Origin of the sequence: Salegentibacter mishustinae (assembly GCF_002900095.1) — a bacterium.
GTDB classification, from domain to species: Bacteria; Bacteroidota; Bacteroidia; order Flavobacteriales; family Flavobacteriaceae; genus Salegentibacter; species Salegentibacter mishustinae.
Genome location: NZ_LLKN01000001.1, coordinates 578,224 through 594,351, shown reverse-complemented (window position 1 = coordinate 594,351; position 16,128 = coordinate 578,224). Strand labels below are relative to the sequence as shown.

Here is a 16,128-nt window from a genome sequence, read left to right as displayed (position 1 = left end):
AAACTCCAGAATTTTGGCAGCAAAAAAACCTCAAAAAGTTACCCCGTTAATGAAACAATACAATGCCATTAAGGCAAAGTATCCTGATGCCTTGTTGCTGTTTCGGGTTGGCGATTTCTACGAGACTTTTGGAGAAGACGCAGTAAAAACTGCCAGGATTCTAAATATTATTTGCACTAACAGGAATAACGGAAGCGAGCGCACCGAGCTGGCAGGATTCCCTCATCATTCTTTAAATACCTATTTGCCAAAATTGGTAAAAGCCGGGGAACGGGTAGCTATTTGCGACCAGTTGGAAGATCCTAAAATGACCAAAAGCATCGTAAAGCGTGGTGTGACCGAATTGGTAACTCCGGGTGTAGCTTTAAGCGATGAGGTACTTCAAAGCAAGTCCAATAATTTTTTATGCGCTATTCACTTCGGAAAGAAAATCTTTGGAGTTTCGTTTTTGGATGTTTCAACCGGCGAATTTTTAACGGCGCAAGGGAATTCAGAATATATAGATAAGTTGCTTCAGAATTTTAGTCCGAGTGAGGTCTTGATTCCGAAGAAAAATAAGAAAGATTTTACGCATATTTTTGGTGAGGATTTCCATACGTTCTACCAGGAAGATTGGGTTTTTAAGCAAGATTTCGCTTACGAAACCTTAAACGAACATTTTCAAACCAAATCATTAAAAGGTTTTGGTGTAGAACACCTTGAGGAAGGGATTATTGCTTCCGGGGCGATTTTGCATTACCTGGCGGAAACCCAGCATCGAAAACTTCAGCATATAACTGCAATAAACAGAATAGCGGAAGAGGAATATGTATGGATGGACCGTTTTACCATTAGGAACCTGGAGTTATATCATTCTAACGCCGCAAACGCGGTGACCTTATTGGATGTAATTGATAAAACAATTTCGCCAATGGGCGGAAGATTATTAAAACGTTGGCTTGCTTTACCTTTAAAGAATGCCGAGAAAGTGAAAAAGCGCCACGAAGTCGTTGGTTTTTTACTCGAAAATCCTTCAGTTTTAGCTGAAATTCAGCAAAACATCAAAAAGATAAGCGACCTGGAGCGGCTTATTTCTAAGGTCGCTACAGGGAAGGTGACTCCGCGGGAAGTAATTCAGCTTAATCATTCGCTGGAAGCCATTATTCCGATAAAAGAACTCGCGTTAAAAAGTGAGAATGAAGCTATTAAAGTGATTGGCGATAATTTGCATTCTTGCGAGGTGCTTCGGAATAAAATAGGTGAAAGTTTACACGAAGATGCACCGGTAAATATTTTAAAAGGAAATTGTATTGCTGAAGGCTTTTCGGAAGAACTGGATGAGCTTAGAAAAATAGCTTTTTCGGGAAAAGATTACCTGGATAATATGCTGAAGCGGGAAACCGAAACTACCGGTATTTCTTCGCTTAAAATAGGTAGTAACAACGTCTACGGTTATTATATTGAAGTGCGTAACACGCATAAAGATAAAGTTCCCGATAGCTGGATTAGAAAGCAAACCCTGGTAAATGCCGAGCGTTATATTACCGAAGAATTAAAGGAATATGAAGCAAAGATTTTAGGAGCCGAGGAAAAGATATTGCACCTGGAACAGCAACTTTTTAGTAAGTTGGTAATTTGGATGAATGATTATATTCAACCGGTACAACAAAATGCACAACTTATTGCCCAGTTAGATTGTTTATGTTCTTTTGCCGAACAGGCTAAAGCCGAAAATTATTGTAAACCTGAAATTGAAGAAAATCACGATTTACATATCGAAGAAGGCCGACACCCGGTTATTGAAAAGCAACTGCCTATTGGCGAATCTTACGTGACTAACAACGTTACATTAGATCGCGAAAATCAACAAGTGATTATGATAACCGGTCCTAATATGAGTGGTAAGTCGGCTATTTTGAGGCAAACGGCGCTTATTGTTTTAATGGCGCAAATGGGAAGTTTTGTGCCGGCTAAAGCGGCAAATATAGGTTTGGTAGATAAGATCTTTACCCGGGTGGGCGCCAGTGATAATATTTCTATGGGCGAATCTACTTTTATGGTAGAAATGAACGAGACCGCCAGTATCCTGAATAATATTTCTGACAGGAGTCTGGTGCTTTTAGACGAAATTGGCCGTGGAACCAGTACTTACGACGGGATTTCTATTGCCTGGGCGATAAGCGAATATTTACACGAACATCCGGCAAAACCAAAAACCCTTTTCGCTACGCATTACCACGAGCTCAATGAAATGTGCGATACTTTTGAGCGGATCAAGAATTTTAATGTTTCGGTAAAAGAGTTAAAAGATAATGTGCTTTTTCTTCGGAAACTGGTGCCGGGAGGTAGTGAACATAGCTTTGGGATTCACGTGGCCAAAATGGCCGGAATGCCACAGCAGGTTTTACATCGCGCAAATAAAATTTTGAAGAAATTGGAAAAATCCCATAAAATGGAAGACTCCAGTGAGCTTTTAAAGAAGTCGGCCGAAGAAGAAATGCAACTTAGTTTCTTTAACTTAGATGATCCTATTCTGCAGGAATTAAAAGAAGAGGTGTTACATATAGATATCGATACACTCACGCCTGTAGAAGCTTTAATGAAGCTAAACGAGATTAAAAGAACCTTAGTTGGAAAGGAAAAAGCTAAAACGAAAGCTTAATTAGTTTGAAGTTCTCGGTTGTGGGTTTTCAGTAATAAATAGGAAAGTAGATCGGTAAGTATTGGTAAACAATGAGTTGTAATTTTTTAAAGTTTAGAGTGAATTACTGAAGGAATTTTTTATTTAAGATTTTCTTTATTTTTTTGAAAAAGCCTTTGACATTATAAGATTTATATTAAATTTGCATCCGCAATACGCTATTGCAGCCACGTTAAACGTGGAAGTTCTTTTAAACACGCGAAAATAGCTCAGTTGGTAGAGCGCCACCTTGCCAAGGTGGAGGTCGCGGGTTCGAATCCCGTTTTTCGCTCATACATAATATTACCACGCTCGGGTGGTGGAATTGGTAGACACGTTGGACTTAAAATCCAATGGACAATGTGTCCGTACGGGTTCAAGTCCCGTCCCGAGTACTTAAAGCCTTGTTAATCATCTGATTTTCAAGGCTTTTTTGTTTTTAGATATTAGATTTGTACGCTGAATTGTACGCAAAATGTTAAAAAATATCAGATTCACTATTTTAACATTCTTCTGTAAGATTTTTCCGATCTTATTATTGAATCACACTAACATAATTTGCTTTAATATTTCTACTTACAAAAACTCACAAATAACATTAGATAATATCGCATAACAACAAATAGTGAAAAATTACATTAAATATTATGACTCCTCGAGAATCTATTTTATAAAGGCTACATTTTAAAATACTTGTAATTTTTTTTAGTATCGTGATCGATAAATGCAATTTTAAAATGGAGATATTATTAGCCTTAATCTTTATATTGCATATCGCGATATACAATATACTTAATGAAAGGATTAAATATTCATATGAAACCTCAGGATATATTATTGCTGTTAAAGCTTATTAGTCTTGATGATGTCACCTGGAAACAAAAATATGTAGCCGAGACTTTAGGGATGAGCCAATCTGAAGTGAGTGAATCGGTAGCTCGTTCAAAATATTCAGGTCTATTAGATCCTAAAGGAAAAAAAGTAATGAAACTGGCTTTCATTGATTTTTTGCAATTCGGATTAAAGTATGTTTTTCCACAAAAACCGGGACCGGTAGTAAGGGGTATTCCAACTTCTCACTCAGCTGCTCCTTTAAGGGACCAAATAAAAAGTAGTGAAAATTATGTTTGGCCATCTGGTAAAGGAATGTTGAGAGGACAAAGTATAATACCTATATATTCTTCAGCTCCGGAAGCTGCTCTAAAAGATAGTATTCTGCACGAATTGTTAGCATTAGTAGACGCGCTTCGAGTAGGAAGAGCTCGAGAACGCGAAATAGCTATAAATGAGCTTAAAAAACGTATTTAACTGCGGTATTTGCTTGAATTGCTTAAATATTGGTTTCTCCTGTTTTCTAATTGGAATGCTCTGGAATAGAATTATTCTAGGGGAAATTGTTCAGGGTAGATCGTTTCAATCCTAATTTCTTAATGGAATATTCTTGAATTATGGAATTCTCAGAACTCAAAGCAAAGTACAACATGTTTCAATCCTAGTTTCTTAATGGAATGGTCTGGAATAGTGTTTTCATTGTTGTTTGTGTTATTGCTGTTCAGTTTCAATCCTAGTTTCTAATTGGAATGGTCTGGAATATACTATTCTTATAACCGAGGCGTTAACTTCAGATTGGTTTCAATCCTAGTTTCTAATTGGAATGGTCTGGAATTTTAATAAACCCTAACCTAATCAACCATTCTTCGGTGTTTCAATCCTAGTTTCTAATTGGAATGGTCTGGAATAGACGTGCGTTACAAACCTTCAAAACTTTTTTCTACGGTTTCAATCCTAGTTTCTAATTGGAATGGTCTGGAATTGTATTGGAAGAAGATAATGAGGTTAACGTGCCAGAAGTTTCAATCCTAGTTTCTAATTGGAATGGTCTGGAATGATTAATAAGCTCTATTTTAATTCTAATTTGAATGGGTTTCAATCCTAGTTTCTAATTGGAATGGTCTGGAATTGATTTCTGGGATTTCAATGAAGGAAATACGGTCAGTTTCAATCCTAGTTTCTAATTGGAATGGTCTGGAATTTTCCGGTTAAGTTGATCCTTACCCATAATAGAAAGCCGTTTCAATCCTAGTTTCTAATTGGAATGGTCTGGAATAAGATGCACATCCTACAGACTTTACAAAGATTAACAGGTTTCAATCCTAGTTTCTAATTGGAATGGTCTGGAATACGCTACGCCCAACAAAGAGTTAATGAGGTGTTGGAGTTTCAATCCTAGTTTCTAATTGGAATGGTCTGGAATTTAATATACTCGTTGCCTATTTTAACGTTAGCATCGTTTCAATCCTAGTTTCTAATTGGAATGGTCTGGAATACATTTTGTTGCTATCTCTACATTGTCAGTAGTTCCACGTTTCAATCCTAGTTTCTAATTGGAATGGTCTGGAATTTTGAAAACTTAACGCCTATAATTATCTTTTCTCTTTTCACGTTTCAATCCTAGTTTCTAATTGGAATGGTCTGGAATAGCCCAAACATAGTCGTACCACTTTACGTTGTCTTGGTTTCAATCCTAGTTTCTAATTGGAATGGTCTGGAATTATTGCTCGCCAGTTTATTTTAAACCTGGACGATCCGTTTCAATCCTAGTTTCTAATTGGAATGGTCTGGAATTGAAAAATAAGTAATGGGATATTTAGATAATCTATAGTTTCAATCCTAGTTTCTAATTGGAATGGTCTGGAATGTTGTTTTACTTCTTGTGGTGTCATTAACTGCGAATGTTTCAATCCTAGTTTCTAATTGGAATGGTCTGGAATGGAACTCTACCAAATAATCGCTCGAATTCCTGTAAAGTTTCAATCCTAGTTTCTAATTGGAATGGTCTGGAATACCGAAACCAACGGACTTTCAAAAAAAGAGATCCTGTTTCAATCCTAGTTTCTAATTGGAATGGTCTGGAATTTCTTCCTGTCTGTCTAATTCTGAATTAGCATCCCCGTTTCAATCCTAGTTTCTAATTGGAATGGTCTGGAATAGTCTTTACGAACTTCTCTAACTTTGAAACCATTGTGTTTCAATCCTAGTTTCTAATTGGAATGGTCTGGAATGGAACGCTAACCCTTGAACCTGTTCCGAACTCAAGTTTCAATCCTAGTTTCTAATTGGAATGGTCTGGAATCCCTTCGGGATGTTATCGCAAGAAGAATCGAGAAGCTGTTTCAATCCTAGTTTCTAATTGGAATGGTCTGGAATAAAGCGACAATACAGCGGAAACCCTACTATAGATTTGTTTCAATCCTAGTTTCTAATTGGAATGGTCTGGAATCAGCAGCCGTAGGAGTTTGAGCGGCAACCCCGCCAAGTTTCAATCCTAGTTTCTAATTGGAATGGTCTGGAATTTTTTTTCTGGAAAGGCCATTAAGATAGTGTAAAGGTGTTTCAATCCTAGTTTCTAATTGGAATGGTCTGGAATGTTACCCGATAATCCAGATCTTGCTGGTGTGCTGCAGTTTCAATCCTAGTTTCTAATTGGAATGGTCTGGAATGCGTGGTGGCCACTATTATAGACTTCACCAAATATTGTTTCAATCCTAGTTTCTAATTGGAATGGTCTGGAATAAATCAATACTGCCATAAACCTTATCAAAATTCGAGTTTCAATCCTAGTTTCTAATTGGAATGGTCTGGAATCCTACTCAATTATGATAATTCTAAACAACATAGGATTGTTTCAATCCTAGTTTCTAATTGGAATGGTCTGGAATTAGATACTCGCAAGCCGATAAGATTGCAGGGCGTGTGTTTCAATCCTAGTTTCTAATTGGAATGGTCTGGAATTGTTCTTTGAAACTATCTCATCTACTTCTAATATAGGTTTCAATCCTAGTTTCTAATTGGAATGGTCTGGAATAATAAACTCAAATGCAGATTTATCAGGTACAGGATAGTTTCAATCCTAGTTTCTAATTGGAATGGTCTGGAATAGCATTTCTTTATACAGTTGCTCCTTTTCCATTCTGGTTTCAATCCTAGTTTCTAATTGGAATGGTCTGGAATATGTTGCCTAAAACATCTATGCAATATCGATTAAAGTTTCAATCCTAGTTTCTAATTGGAATGGTCTGGAATTTATACTTTTCACTTCTTATAATATCCCTTGACTTGTTTCAATCCTAGTTTCTAATTGGAATGGTCTGGAATAGATCAACTTGCCCCGGTATTAAATCTCCGTTAGGCAGTTTCAATCCTAGTTTCTAATTGGAATGGTCTGGAATGAGGAATGAGCCCTTTGTTATCCTGTAGAAACTTATGTTTCAATCCTAGTTTCTAATTGGAATGGTCTGGAATATTTCCTGCTCTTCTAAGAACTCGCCTTGTAGGTTAGTTTCAATCCTAGTTTCTAATTGGAATGGTCTGGAATGGAAAGCCCCTTTAACTGCTCCTGTAACCCCGCCTAAGTTTCAATCCTAGTTTCTAATTGGAATGGTCTGGAATCCTACGGTTGCTGCAATTCTTAAAGAAAAAGGGCTTTGTTTCAATCCTAGTTTCTAATTGGAATGGTCTGGAATGCGATACGTTGCCCAGAACCTTTAATCATGTACCCTCTGGCAATTTCTTCAACTTCTAATATCTGTTTTTTCAATACGTCAAAGAACATAAAAACCATATATTTCAAATGGTTTCCGTATTCGTTATGTCCCGATCTTACTGCCATGAGCCAAAAAAATAAGTTGTTTAAAAATAAATTTATACCCGGAACGCTTATTTAATACAAATGTTCCTGTAGGTACAATTTACACATCTTTTCTTAAATTTAGTGGCTTTAGGAAATTTGTTTTGTTCAATAATATCAAGCATTTTTTTCATACTGGTTTTGATTTCTTGCTTGGCTTCCACCGGAATTGGAACCTCAACCAGTTTATGTTTGCTACGCGTATATACCAAGAATCCTTTTTCTACCCTGGTATTAAAAGTTTTTTCAATTAACACCGCATAACAATAAAGTTGCTGTTTATAGGTATCATAAACTTTATCCTTCCAAAGTGCAAATTTATAATCCAAGGGGGCATAAAAACCATCATTTAGTTCGAGGACCTCATCCACTTTTCCCCGTAACCCATCGATGCCCAAATATTGATCAATCCATTTATTGTCCACCCCAATTTTTTTGCGCAAATATTCCTTATTCCGTTCTAATTTCTCATTATGGATTTCACGGCCACGATTGACTTTATAGAATTTTTCTTCGTACTGAGGAATTCGAAGTACATACTCGAAATAGGTATAGCGTGGGCAATACAGGTATTCAATTATTTGGGACGGATAAAAACTTTGCATTAGAAAAACAGTGCTTTTACTTCGTCGGTAACCAGTTTTTCATCAAAGGCCTGCCCCATCATGGTACATTCCTTTAACTGCTCTTTGTTCATCCTAAAAATATAAATCTTATCGGTATCTTCATTAATCACTTTCTCTATTTGCAGTTCCAGGCTATCTTTTTCATTTGAGTTTAAGGTGCCCAAAAAGCAGGAATATTGTACACGATATAGACCGGCGTGCTTGCAAGCTTTGGAAACAAAGTTTCTTGCACTGTCATTTTTAATATCATATAAAACCCAAATAATCATAAGTCTATTTTTATTCAATTAAACTATTGGCAAAACGATGCGCTTCCAACTGCACCGCATTTAATCGTGTTTGCAACCTGCCTTTGTAGCGTATTTTCTCACTATCCAGATATTCAAGATAGGGCGCCACGAAAAATACTTTTCCCTCTTCATTTAGCGAAAAACCTCCGGTGAATTCTGAAAAATAATTTTTGTTGATTTTCTTTCCAGTAAATAGCCTGAATACAAATCGATCTGCATAAATACGATAGGGTTCTATAAAGTCGAAAACCAGGCTTTTAGAATTATAATCGTCCCGGTGCATAAAACCCACGAAAGGATCTAACCCGGCGAGCATTAATGCCCGTTCTATACGACTGTATAAAATACCATAGGCATAATTAAGCATAGCGTTAAATTCATCTTGTGCAGGGCGAAAGCTTCTGCCCTTAAATGCGAAGACTTCTGGCATACATGTGGAAAGGGCTTCAAAATAATGCCTCCCGGCAGAACCTTCCCAACCTCTAAAGGATTCGGCTACTTCATTCATTTCTTTTGCTTCGCTTTCTAAAATTTTCCGTCGGAAATTCAATATAGCCTCGGTTTTAGTATCCAGAAACTCATGTAAATTTGAACGGTGTTTTTTGAGATCCTGTAAAAAATCGGACTGGTTTTCCAATTTATTCCCTAGCCACAGTTTAATCCATGTTACAGCCTTATTGTCTAAGGAAGCTTTTAATTGTTCTTTTCTTATTTTAGTGGTACTTCCCAGTTTACTATGCCAGAAACGGCCCATGGGGTGCCCATCATTTTCTACAACTACAATATCTATATTATGTTTTAAAGCCAGGGCAATGGCATCGGTACTGAGTGCAGCTCCTTTGCTCATTATAAAAGAGGTGATTTTATGTGCAGCAATATGGTTTACTTTTACCGGTTGCGATTTATCTTCCCGAATTTTAATCTGGAACATATCATCCTTTACGTGTAAATAGGTTCCATAGGTATTGATAAAGATTTGCATTTAGCTTCGTTTTATAGTCCCAAATCCTCTGGAAACCGATTTTCCTAATCCTATTTCATCGGGAAGCAAAGCATTGACAATAAAACTTCCCGAAAAGGCAATCATCTTGTTTTCTTTAAATTGCGTGCTTTTTTCTTCTACATTTACTTTTGCCATTAAACGTTCATTGGCATTTAATTCCACCCCGGTATTTCTAAAAAAGCTTAAAATATGTCCTACTAAAATGGCATTCAGCATCTCCTGTTTTTCTACTTCGCTTTCCAATTTATGATATTTGGTATAATTGGTTTGGTTAAGCCCCATCCAAAGGGTTTTAAACTGATATTCTTGCAGGCTACTACTATATCCTGTTTTTTCGTTTGTAAGAGCAATATTTTTAGCGTTGATTCTGAATTTTTGCCCATTAATATCCAGTTCTTTTATTTTTAAAAATAGACTTGGTAATAATTCAGCTCCTTCTTCAATCCCAATTAAAGTGGGTATGTTATTGATGACTTTATATTGAATGCTGGGATATTTATATCGGAAACGACCATCCTCATAATGATTGTGTAGCATAGGGGAGTGCTCTTTAAACAGATTTCCAAAATAACCCCGAAGTTTATGGGCGTCTCTGGTTTGCAGTTTTATTTCCGGGAATTTAATACGGCAAACTTGAAGTTCTTGTGTGGTTGCGGTTGTAGTCATTTTATTCCTTGTTTTAGTGGATTATTAAAATATTAAGGTGTTTATCCCTTCAAAAACATATCCTTCCCTATTTGAAGTAAAATCTGTATTACAATTATATATTGGGACGGTTTGACTTTCTAGATCCACATAATAGAATCCTAATGTAGGTTCAAAGGGAAGTCCAATATCTTCAGCGTCATAGGGAATATTGATATTTAATACGTAATCATAGAATTCCGCTTTAATTGAAGCAAAAGCTTTTTTCTTTTCAAAAATATCTAATTTCTCATCTTCTTTAATTTCTAAAAATTTTCTCCAGACTTCTTTTGCGTTTTCATTCAAGCCAATAAAAATGGATTCTACTTTTGTATCTTCAATGAGCTGAAAATTTCCTGTTTCTTCAAAATTTAAAGCTAATAAGCTTTTGAGGTATTTGTTTTCAGAATAGACTGAAAGGTCTTTTACTTGCTCAAAATAGTTCTGTATTAATTGCAAATATTCCTTTTCTTCAATGGCGTCATAATTTTTTAAAACATTTTCTGTTTTCTTAATTAAATCAGCGCCATAGATAAAACCAGTCACTTTTTCTAATTCTTCAATTTTATAAAGATAAACTTCACTTACACCGTCCTTTTCATCATACCTGTTGGCTCTTCCCGCTGCCTGAATAATAGAATCTAAAGGGGCAAGTGCCCTGAAAACTGTATCTACGGAAATGTCGACGCCTGCTTCGACCAGTTGCGTACTAACAATTATTTTCCGTTTACCATTTTTTTCTGTTTTTATTTTATCGATGATTTTTTTTCTTTCAAAAGGAGTGATTAAGGTTGTTAAATAAAAAATCTCATTTTCTTCTTTGTCTAAACTTTTATAAATATTCCGGTAGGTTTCAAGTGTTGTCTTTTTTGTGTTCAAAATGATTAAAACATCTTTCTTTGGATTATCTAGACAATATTCAAGGATGGCTTCAGTAAATTCATCTAATGGAATACTTTTCTTTGTTTTATTTACAAGTCTTGTTCGATTGAAGAATGAGAAGTAACGTTGATGATTCTCTACCAATTCTGTGATTTCTTCTTCAGGCTTAAAAATTAGAGGTTGTGTGGCAGACATTAAAATAATATAGCAGTTCAAATGTTCTGCTATTGAGAAAAAAGCTTGGCGAATAACTTCCCAAATTGGATGTGGAATTTGTTGAACTTCATCTAAAATAATTACTGAATTAGATAAAGCGGAAAATTTAAGTAGCTTAGTTTTGTTGTTGGTAATTAGGCATTCTAATAGCTGTACAAATGTGGTTACTACCACAGAACTCTGCCAGGTTTCTATTAAATATTGACTTTCTTGCGAATCGCGAACAGCATCTTCACTTTCTTTATATTTGGGTTCAGCTAAATGGTGATGTTTTAAAAGCAGTGAGTTATCAGGATCATTGAATACCTCGCGATAAACTTCATAATTTTGATCGATAATGCTGGTAAATGGAATGGCTATTATAATTTTCCCTTCCTTTAGTTTTGCTAATTCCTTTAATTTCAATGAAGCTCCAAGAGAGGTGAGTGTTTTCCCCAAACCCGTAGGTAATGTAATGGAATAGAAATGTTTTGAAGTTTCAAATTGATTTTCTAAAGATTTTAAGACAGAAAAATATGCTTCATTTTTAAGATTATTTATAGCCGTTGATGACTTATTAAACCCTTTATCTTCCCGAAATTCAGTTAAGTAATTTAAATTCAGATTTTGAATTTCTGGAAATTTTCCAGCGAGTATAACATCAGATTTGTCGGAGAATAATAAGGCTCCAAACATCCATAAGAAAAGATAATATGTTTTAGATTTTTTAGGATTTTCCCATTTTTTCTGAAAATTGAGATTGTAAAATGCGATGAGTTCAAGACGTGTTTCTTTACTAAATTCGTCATCTTCAAACCAATTGACGAAATTACTCCAGTCCACAGAAATTTCAAGTTTTTCATTTCCTATTTGGATGATTTCTTGAATAGCTTCTTTGTCTATTGATTTAAATTGCTTCTCTAAATCCTCCTTAAAATGGTCAATGCCTAATTCAATATTAAAGTTGCCAAGATTACCGTGATGTCTTCTTACTACAATAAAGCAAATCACACTTAACAAAAACTTCTCATCTTTAGTAAGTCCACTTTCTCTTAAGTATTTTTGGGCAACGTAGAGAACAAAAACAGCCGAAGGAAGAGAATGGTTTTTTAAACTATTATGGGGTTTGTCCGGATTTTTCAGGTAATTTTGAAAATAAGAAGTAGCCTTCCCTGAATCGTGATAAAAGCCGCAAATAAAAAGCAAATCGGCTTTTATTTTTCTATCGAAACCAAAATCTGTAGTATTCTCATTGGCAATCTTTAAGCAGTTTTTTGCAACTTCTGAAAGATGATTGACCAACGGAATTCCCGGATGTGATTCGATAGTTTTCATAGGAATTGTATGTTTCCTTCATTTTCAATAGTAAAGGAATTTTTATTGGGAATTGCCCTTACAGTATCGCCATTCATTTCAACTAAAATTTCTCCGTAACGTTTAATTGTTCTATCAATTTGCATATCCAGCGGAAAGGTTTCAACCTGAAAAGTTCTTTCTTTTATAAAATCAATATCAATAGGAGCTTTTTCCGATTGTACTTCCGAAAGGTTGATAGCCGTATTAAAATCAACATAATCCATTTCAGAAATTTCAATTAACTCTTTTTCTTCTACAAATTCCAGATCAGCAGTCATTTGGCTAATGCCCAAATAAGGATTAAAATGAAATCTCTTGTTTTTTAAGCGTTCAGTCAACTCCTCTTTTAATCTATGATCCCAGCTCAAATAAATTCTGAACTTCGGATCTTTTAAAATTTCATACTCAATTTGAGTTCTATTTGTCACATTAAAGAACGATTTGTAAGAGCCTGTATCTAAAAGATTAAAGCCGATATTTACCTTCTTTATTTCTGAAAGTGGTCTAACTGCAACAGAAGCATTTTTACTGGAGAAAACATCTCTTAAATGCTCTTTTTTTTCTCCTATTTTATTGTGAGAATCTTCTCGCTCTATACCCAAAACTGCTCCTAAAAGTCCAAAAATGGCAGATGGTGTTGGAATACTATAAGTTAACGGAGAAGTCGTGGTATTGAATTTTCTAAAATGTCCATATTCCCCAGAAATATCGAATATGAGTGCTGTTTTAGAAATCATTTACCTGGTATGTTTTGTTTTCTAAAGAATAGGCTTCACCATTGTTCAAAAATTCTAAGCGACTATCAACCTGAACCTCTACAGAAGTGATTTTATCAGATTGTGCCTTAATTTCTTTAAGCAGTCCTGTAAGATCTACTTTATAATCTTCGGTATTTCTTATTTGTAAATCACTTTTTTCGGAGTGAATTTTTAAACGCTGTCTCAAACCTCCGATATAATACGGTTCCTTATAGTTTACGGTAAAAAGCAATAAAGGATTCTGGCCAAATTTAGAACGTGAAATGAGGTTTTTTGTTCCATTCCAAATACCTTCTAGTAATAATTTCCGGTCTTCTTCGGTCATTTTGGTATATTGTGCAGCTTTTTCATTTACAATTCCATTGAAACCAATAAGTGAGTACGGAATTTTATATTCTGTTCTAAATGTAGTTTGTTTCTTTTTATCCCCTGAAGCAAAAGCACCTGTTCCTTGTTCCGTAATAATTTCCGTTTGATGCAATGATTTACCCATTTGAAATTGTACAGGTCCAGTATAAGTAAACGTGTCCTTTTTGATTGGCAAAACACCTCCAAAAACCCGAACATCAATACAAGTTTCTAATACTTTGTCACTACTTTCTTTGAACAATTCAGCCCTTCGTGAACCAGATGAAATATATTCTTCTTTACCATCAGAATATTTCGTTTCTCTTACGAAAATATCTTTGCCATTAGAGCCATTAAAGCCTTTGTATTCAAACCAATAATCTCTAATTGTTCTCTTTAGGCGTACATCTGAAACGAGTACTTTATTTTCTTCTGTATCAAATCTTGGACGGTTTTCATTTAAGGGATCGCCATTGGGATTTGCATTTTCTATTTCATATAGAAATAAGATTTCTGATCGGTTTTTAATTTCTTCCATTATTACTGTTTTTCTGATTGGTTATTAAGATTTAAATTTTCTTCCTAATTCAAGTCCACATACAAAATTGAATGAGATTTCCTGATTAGACATTTTTTCGATCTCCTTTTTATGAGTACTTAACTTATCGGCGATAAATTCACGAAGGTCTTTATAGGTATTCTGATAGGAATATTGATTTATCTTTTCTACTGCCTCTGTATAAATTCGCTCAACATCTCTCGATGCAATATGCAATCCCTTTAGTTTTTTCTCAAAAGGTGTACTGCCTAGGTTGGCTTGTTGCATACTAAAAACCAAATGAACGAGCACACCAAGGCTGAAAATTCCTGCTGATGCATCTTTTTTTACAAAATCTTCGTTTTCTGATATGAAGCCTTTAAGCTTTTCAAAATCGAATGAAACTTTTTTACTGATTTCTTCTTTTTCTTCTTCGGTTACCATAGTTCTAATATTTAGTTTTCATAATTAATTAGATTGAGTTCTGAAAAATAGTTTTGGAGTAAATAGCACTTCGCAATTAATAAATCCCCCCTTTCAACAAAACCTTCGTTATTTGCCTTTTTAATATAATTTGCCCGTATAACTTTCATAAAGCGTTTATGCAATTCCTTTTCATTTATTTTTCTACCCATAAATATTTTATAGGTCATTTCATAGAAATTATCCTCGAAGAATTGTTTGATTAATCTAAAACTAAATCGCAAGTCTTGTTTTTGCTTCTTCTTGTAGTGATAATCGATATCCTTAAAAAGGGGATTCTTATTTACTATTTTCGGAACTTCAATAAACAATTTCCGAAACCGTGATGGAGGGATTTCTTCCAGCATCATCTTTATTTTAATTGCTTTCGTGGTAGGGTTTTCTTCAAAAAAAAGAAGGTTTAATGTGAATACATTGTTATTGATGTCTCCAATTCTTTCCATCAAAAAATCTTCAGAAGAGGAAATAGATTCACTGTTTTTTATTTGATAATCAATTTCATTAAAAAGGCTTAAAGCATTATTCAGTGATTCGGTATCGTTAGGGAGAACTGCTTTGGGAATTAAGAAGTAACTTTTACCAAAAAAATATTTTGTAAGGTATTTCGTGATGTAGTTTTTTCCCAATTCCATTTCAATCGCACAAGTTTCACAAATAGGATAATTTATCCAGTTGTTTTTCTGATTAAAGAACCCGCTCACTGTTCCTGTTTTATCTACTGTGCTATATTTAAAGGGAGAGCCAAAACCATAAACTTCCGGTTTAGATTTATGACATACGCTACACTCTTTATATTCGCCCTTAGAAGTAACTCCATATTTTTTGTAATTTCCTTCTATTCCATTTTTGGCAATTAATTGCTGTACTGAATTAAAATCAGATAATAGCTTTCTTTTACCATCTACGTCAATGGTTAGAGTAAATGCGCTATTGAGCTTATCCTGTTTTTCTTGATTGTCATATGCTTTTTGCAATTCTTCCTTAAGCTGATCGTAATTCTCAATAAACGAGTTTTTCCAGTCTTTGAAAAAGCCAACATTTTCTATTTCTTCTGTTTCAGATAGTTCAATTAAGTTTGGGAATTGGGTATTAATAAGAGTGTTTAGTTTTTTGTCTAAATCACCAAATTTGGTTGTGAACGTAATATCACCACCACGCGCAGAACCTTTACGATAAGCGTATCGTGAATAGTTTTGCTCATTTACATTTTGCACGTCAATTCCTTTAAAGGATATTTCTCCATCCTTTTGCTGGAATTCAATCAAAAGCATCTTACAAATTTTATTAGGATAGGGTTCTTGTGTGAAAAGCTCATATGGCTTAAGGTCTGAGTTCTTCTTAAATTCTAATTTTCCAATATCTGTTATTGCCCTGTCTTGCATAATTTTAGTAATTGTATAGATGAAACCATTCCCATTTACTTTTCCCCTGGCTCTGCCATTCGCCTATTTTTAATAATGTTTGAAGCATTGTATTTATGTTAATATTTTAGTTAGAGACTTCTAAGGTTTACCACCTTTAGAATCAATTTGTTGAATAATAATACAATAAGGATTACTCCGTTGTGAAAACATTTAAAGCGGCCTTAACGGGTCGCTTTCATTTTTTGGAATAGTAGG

At 34.8% G+C, this 16,128-nt stretch carries 11 protein-coding genes, 2 tRNA genes and 1 CRISPR repeat array; of the genes, 4 read left to right on the top strand and 9 right to left on the bottom strand.

Annotation, left to right across the window (positions count from 1 at the left end):
* The first annotated feature begins 49 nt into the window (after positions 1 to 49).
* The 4 genes from mutS to APB85_RS02685 all read left to right on the top strand — a co-directional run bounded on the left by mutS (position 50) and on the right by APB85_RS02685 (position 3,967).
* Positions 50 to 2,641: a DNA mismatch repair protein MutS gene (mutS, locus tag APB85_RS02700; protein ID WP_057480665.1), complete on the top strand. Its 2,592-nt coding sequence runs from the start codon at positions 50 to 52 to the stop codon at positions 2,639 to 2,641.
* A gap of 237 nt (positions 2,642 to 2,878) precedes the next feature.
* A tRNA-Gly gene (locus APB85_RS02695) sits at positions 2,879 to 2,951 on the top strand.
* An 18-nt stretch (positions 2,952 to 2,969) separates the two neighbouring features.
* Positions 2,970 to 3,054, top strand: a tRNA-Leu gene (locus APB85_RS02690).
* 400 nt (positions 3,055 to 3,454) lie between these two features.
* Entirely contained in the window at positions 3,455 to 3,967 is a 513-nt protein-coding gene (locus APB85_RS02685; RefSeq protein WP_083482162.1) for a hypothetical protein, read from the top strand.
* 102 nt (positions 3,968 to 4,069) lie between these two features.
* Positions 4,070 to 7,182: direct repeats of the CRISPR family, unit length 37 nt; unit sequence GTTTCAATCCTAGTTTCTAATTGGAATGGTCTGGAAT.
* A gap of 193 nt (positions 7,183 to 7,375) precedes the next feature.
* On the opposite strand, the gene cas4 is transcribed toward APB85_RS02685, so the two are convergent.
* The 9 genes from cas4 to APB85_RS02640 are packed head-to-tail and all read right to left on the bottom strand — an operon-like array spanning position 7,376 to position 15,891.
* Complete coding sequence (gene cas4 / locus APB85_RS02680; protein WP_057480606.1) at positions 7,376 to 7,951, bottom strand: CRISPR-associated protein Cas4; 576 nt, start codon at positions 7,949 to 7,951, stop codon at positions 7,376 to 7,378.
* Positions 7,951 to 8,241 carry a CRISPR-associated endonuclease Cas2 gene (cas2, locus tag APB85_RS02675; RefSeq protein WP_057480663.1) on the bottom strand — a complete coding sequence of 97 codons (291 nt, stop codon included), beginning with the start codon at positions 8,239 to 8,241 and terminating at the stop codon, positions 7,951 to 7,953. Before cas2 ends, cas4 begins: the two co-directional genes overlap by 1 nt.
* 10 nt (positions 8,242 to 8,251) lie before the next feature.
* Positions 8,252 to 9,244 carry a CRISPR-associated endonuclease Cas1 gene (gene cas1 / locus APB85_RS02670; RefSeq protein WP_057480605.1) on the bottom strand — a complete coding sequence of 331 codons (993 nt, stop codon included), beginning with the start codon at positions 9,242 to 9,244 and terminating at the stop codon, positions 8,252 to 8,254.
* A complete protein-coding gene (locus APB85_RS02665) occupies positions 9,245 to 9,931 on the bottom strand; it encodes a CRISPR-associated endonuclease Cas6 (RefSeq protein ID WP_057480604.1) in 687 nt (228 codons plus the stop codon). It abuts the gene before it with no gap.
* 24 nt (positions 9,932 to 9,955) lie between these two features.
* Entirely contained in the window at positions 9,956 to 12,328 is a 2,373-nt protein-coding gene (gene cas3, locus APB85_RS02660) for a CRISPR-associated helicase Cas3' (protein ID WP_169929147.1), read from the bottom strand.
* Between the two features lie 29 nt (positions 12,329 to 12,357).
* Positions 12,358 to 13,119, bottom strand: coding sequence for a type I-B CRISPR-associated protein Cas5b (gene cas5b / locus APB85_RS02655; RefSeq protein ID WP_057480602.1), 762 nt, complete (start codon positions 13,117 to 13,119; stop codon positions 12,358 to 12,360).
* A complete protein-coding gene (gene cas7b / locus APB85_RS02650; RefSeq protein WP_057480601.1) occupies positions 13,109 to 14,026 on the bottom strand; it encodes a type I-B CRISPR-associated protein Cas7/Csh2 in 918 nt (305 codons plus the stop codon). Before cas7b ends, cas5b begins: the two co-directional genes overlap by 11 nt.
* Before the next feature lie 24 nt (positions 14,027 to 14,050).
* Positions 14,051 to 14,470 (bottom strand): TM1802 family CRISPR-associated protein, encoded by a 420-nt coding sequence (locus APB85_RS17570; protein WP_057480600.1) that lies wholly within the window; start codon positions 14,468 to 14,470, stop codon positions 14,051 to 14,053.
* A gap of 11 nt (positions 14,471 to 14,481) precedes the next feature.
* Positions 14,482 to 15,891 carry a TM1802 family CRISPR-associated protein gene (locus APB85_RS02640; RefSeq protein ID WP_057480599.1) on the bottom strand — a complete coding sequence of 470 codons (1,410 nt, stop codon included), beginning with the start codon at positions 15,889 to 15,891 and terminating at the stop codon, positions 14,482 to 14,484.
* Positions 15,892 to 16,128 lie beyond the last annotated feature (237 nt).

Excerpts from the sequence above, each read along its gene's own strand:
- mutS (WP_057480665.1), top strand. The coding sequence starts at position 50 with ATGAAACAATACAATGCCATTAAGGCAAAGTATCCTGATGCCTTGTTG.
- APB85_RS02685 (WP_083482162.1), top strand. The coding sequence starts at position 3,455 with ATGAAAGGATTAAATATTCATATGAAACCTCAGGATATATTATTGCTG.
- cas4 (WP_057480606.1), bottom strand. The coding sequence starts at position 7,951 with ATGCAAAGTTTTTATCCGTCCCAAATAATTGAATACCTGTATTGCCCA.
- cas2 (WP_057480663.1), bottom strand. The coding sequence starts at position 8,241 with ATGATTATTTGGGTTTTATATGATATTAAAAATGACAGTGCAAGAAAC.
- cas1 (WP_057480605.1), bottom strand. The coding sequence starts at position 9,244 with ATGCAAATCTTTATCAATACCTATGGAACCTATTTACACGTAAAGGAT.
- APB85_RS02665 (WP_057480604.1), bottom strand. The coding sequence starts at position 9,931 with ATGACTACAACCGCAACCACACAAGAACTTCAAGTTTGCCGTATTAAA.
- cas5b (WP_057480602.1), bottom strand. The coding sequence starts at position 13,119 with ATGATTTCTAAAACAGCACTCATATTCGATATTTCTGGGGAATATGGA.
- cas7b (WP_057480601.1), bottom strand. The coding sequence starts at position 14,026 with ATGGAAGAAATTAAAAACCGATCAGAAATCTTATTTCTATATGAAATA.
- APB85_RS17570 (WP_057480600.1), bottom strand. The coding sequence starts at position 14,470 with ATGGTAACCGAAGAAGAAAAAGAAGAAATCAGTAAAAAAGTTTCATTC.
- APB85_RS02640 (WP_057480599.1), bottom strand. The coding sequence starts at position 15,891 with ATGCAAGACAGGGCAATAACAGATATTGGAAAATTAGAATTTAAGAAG.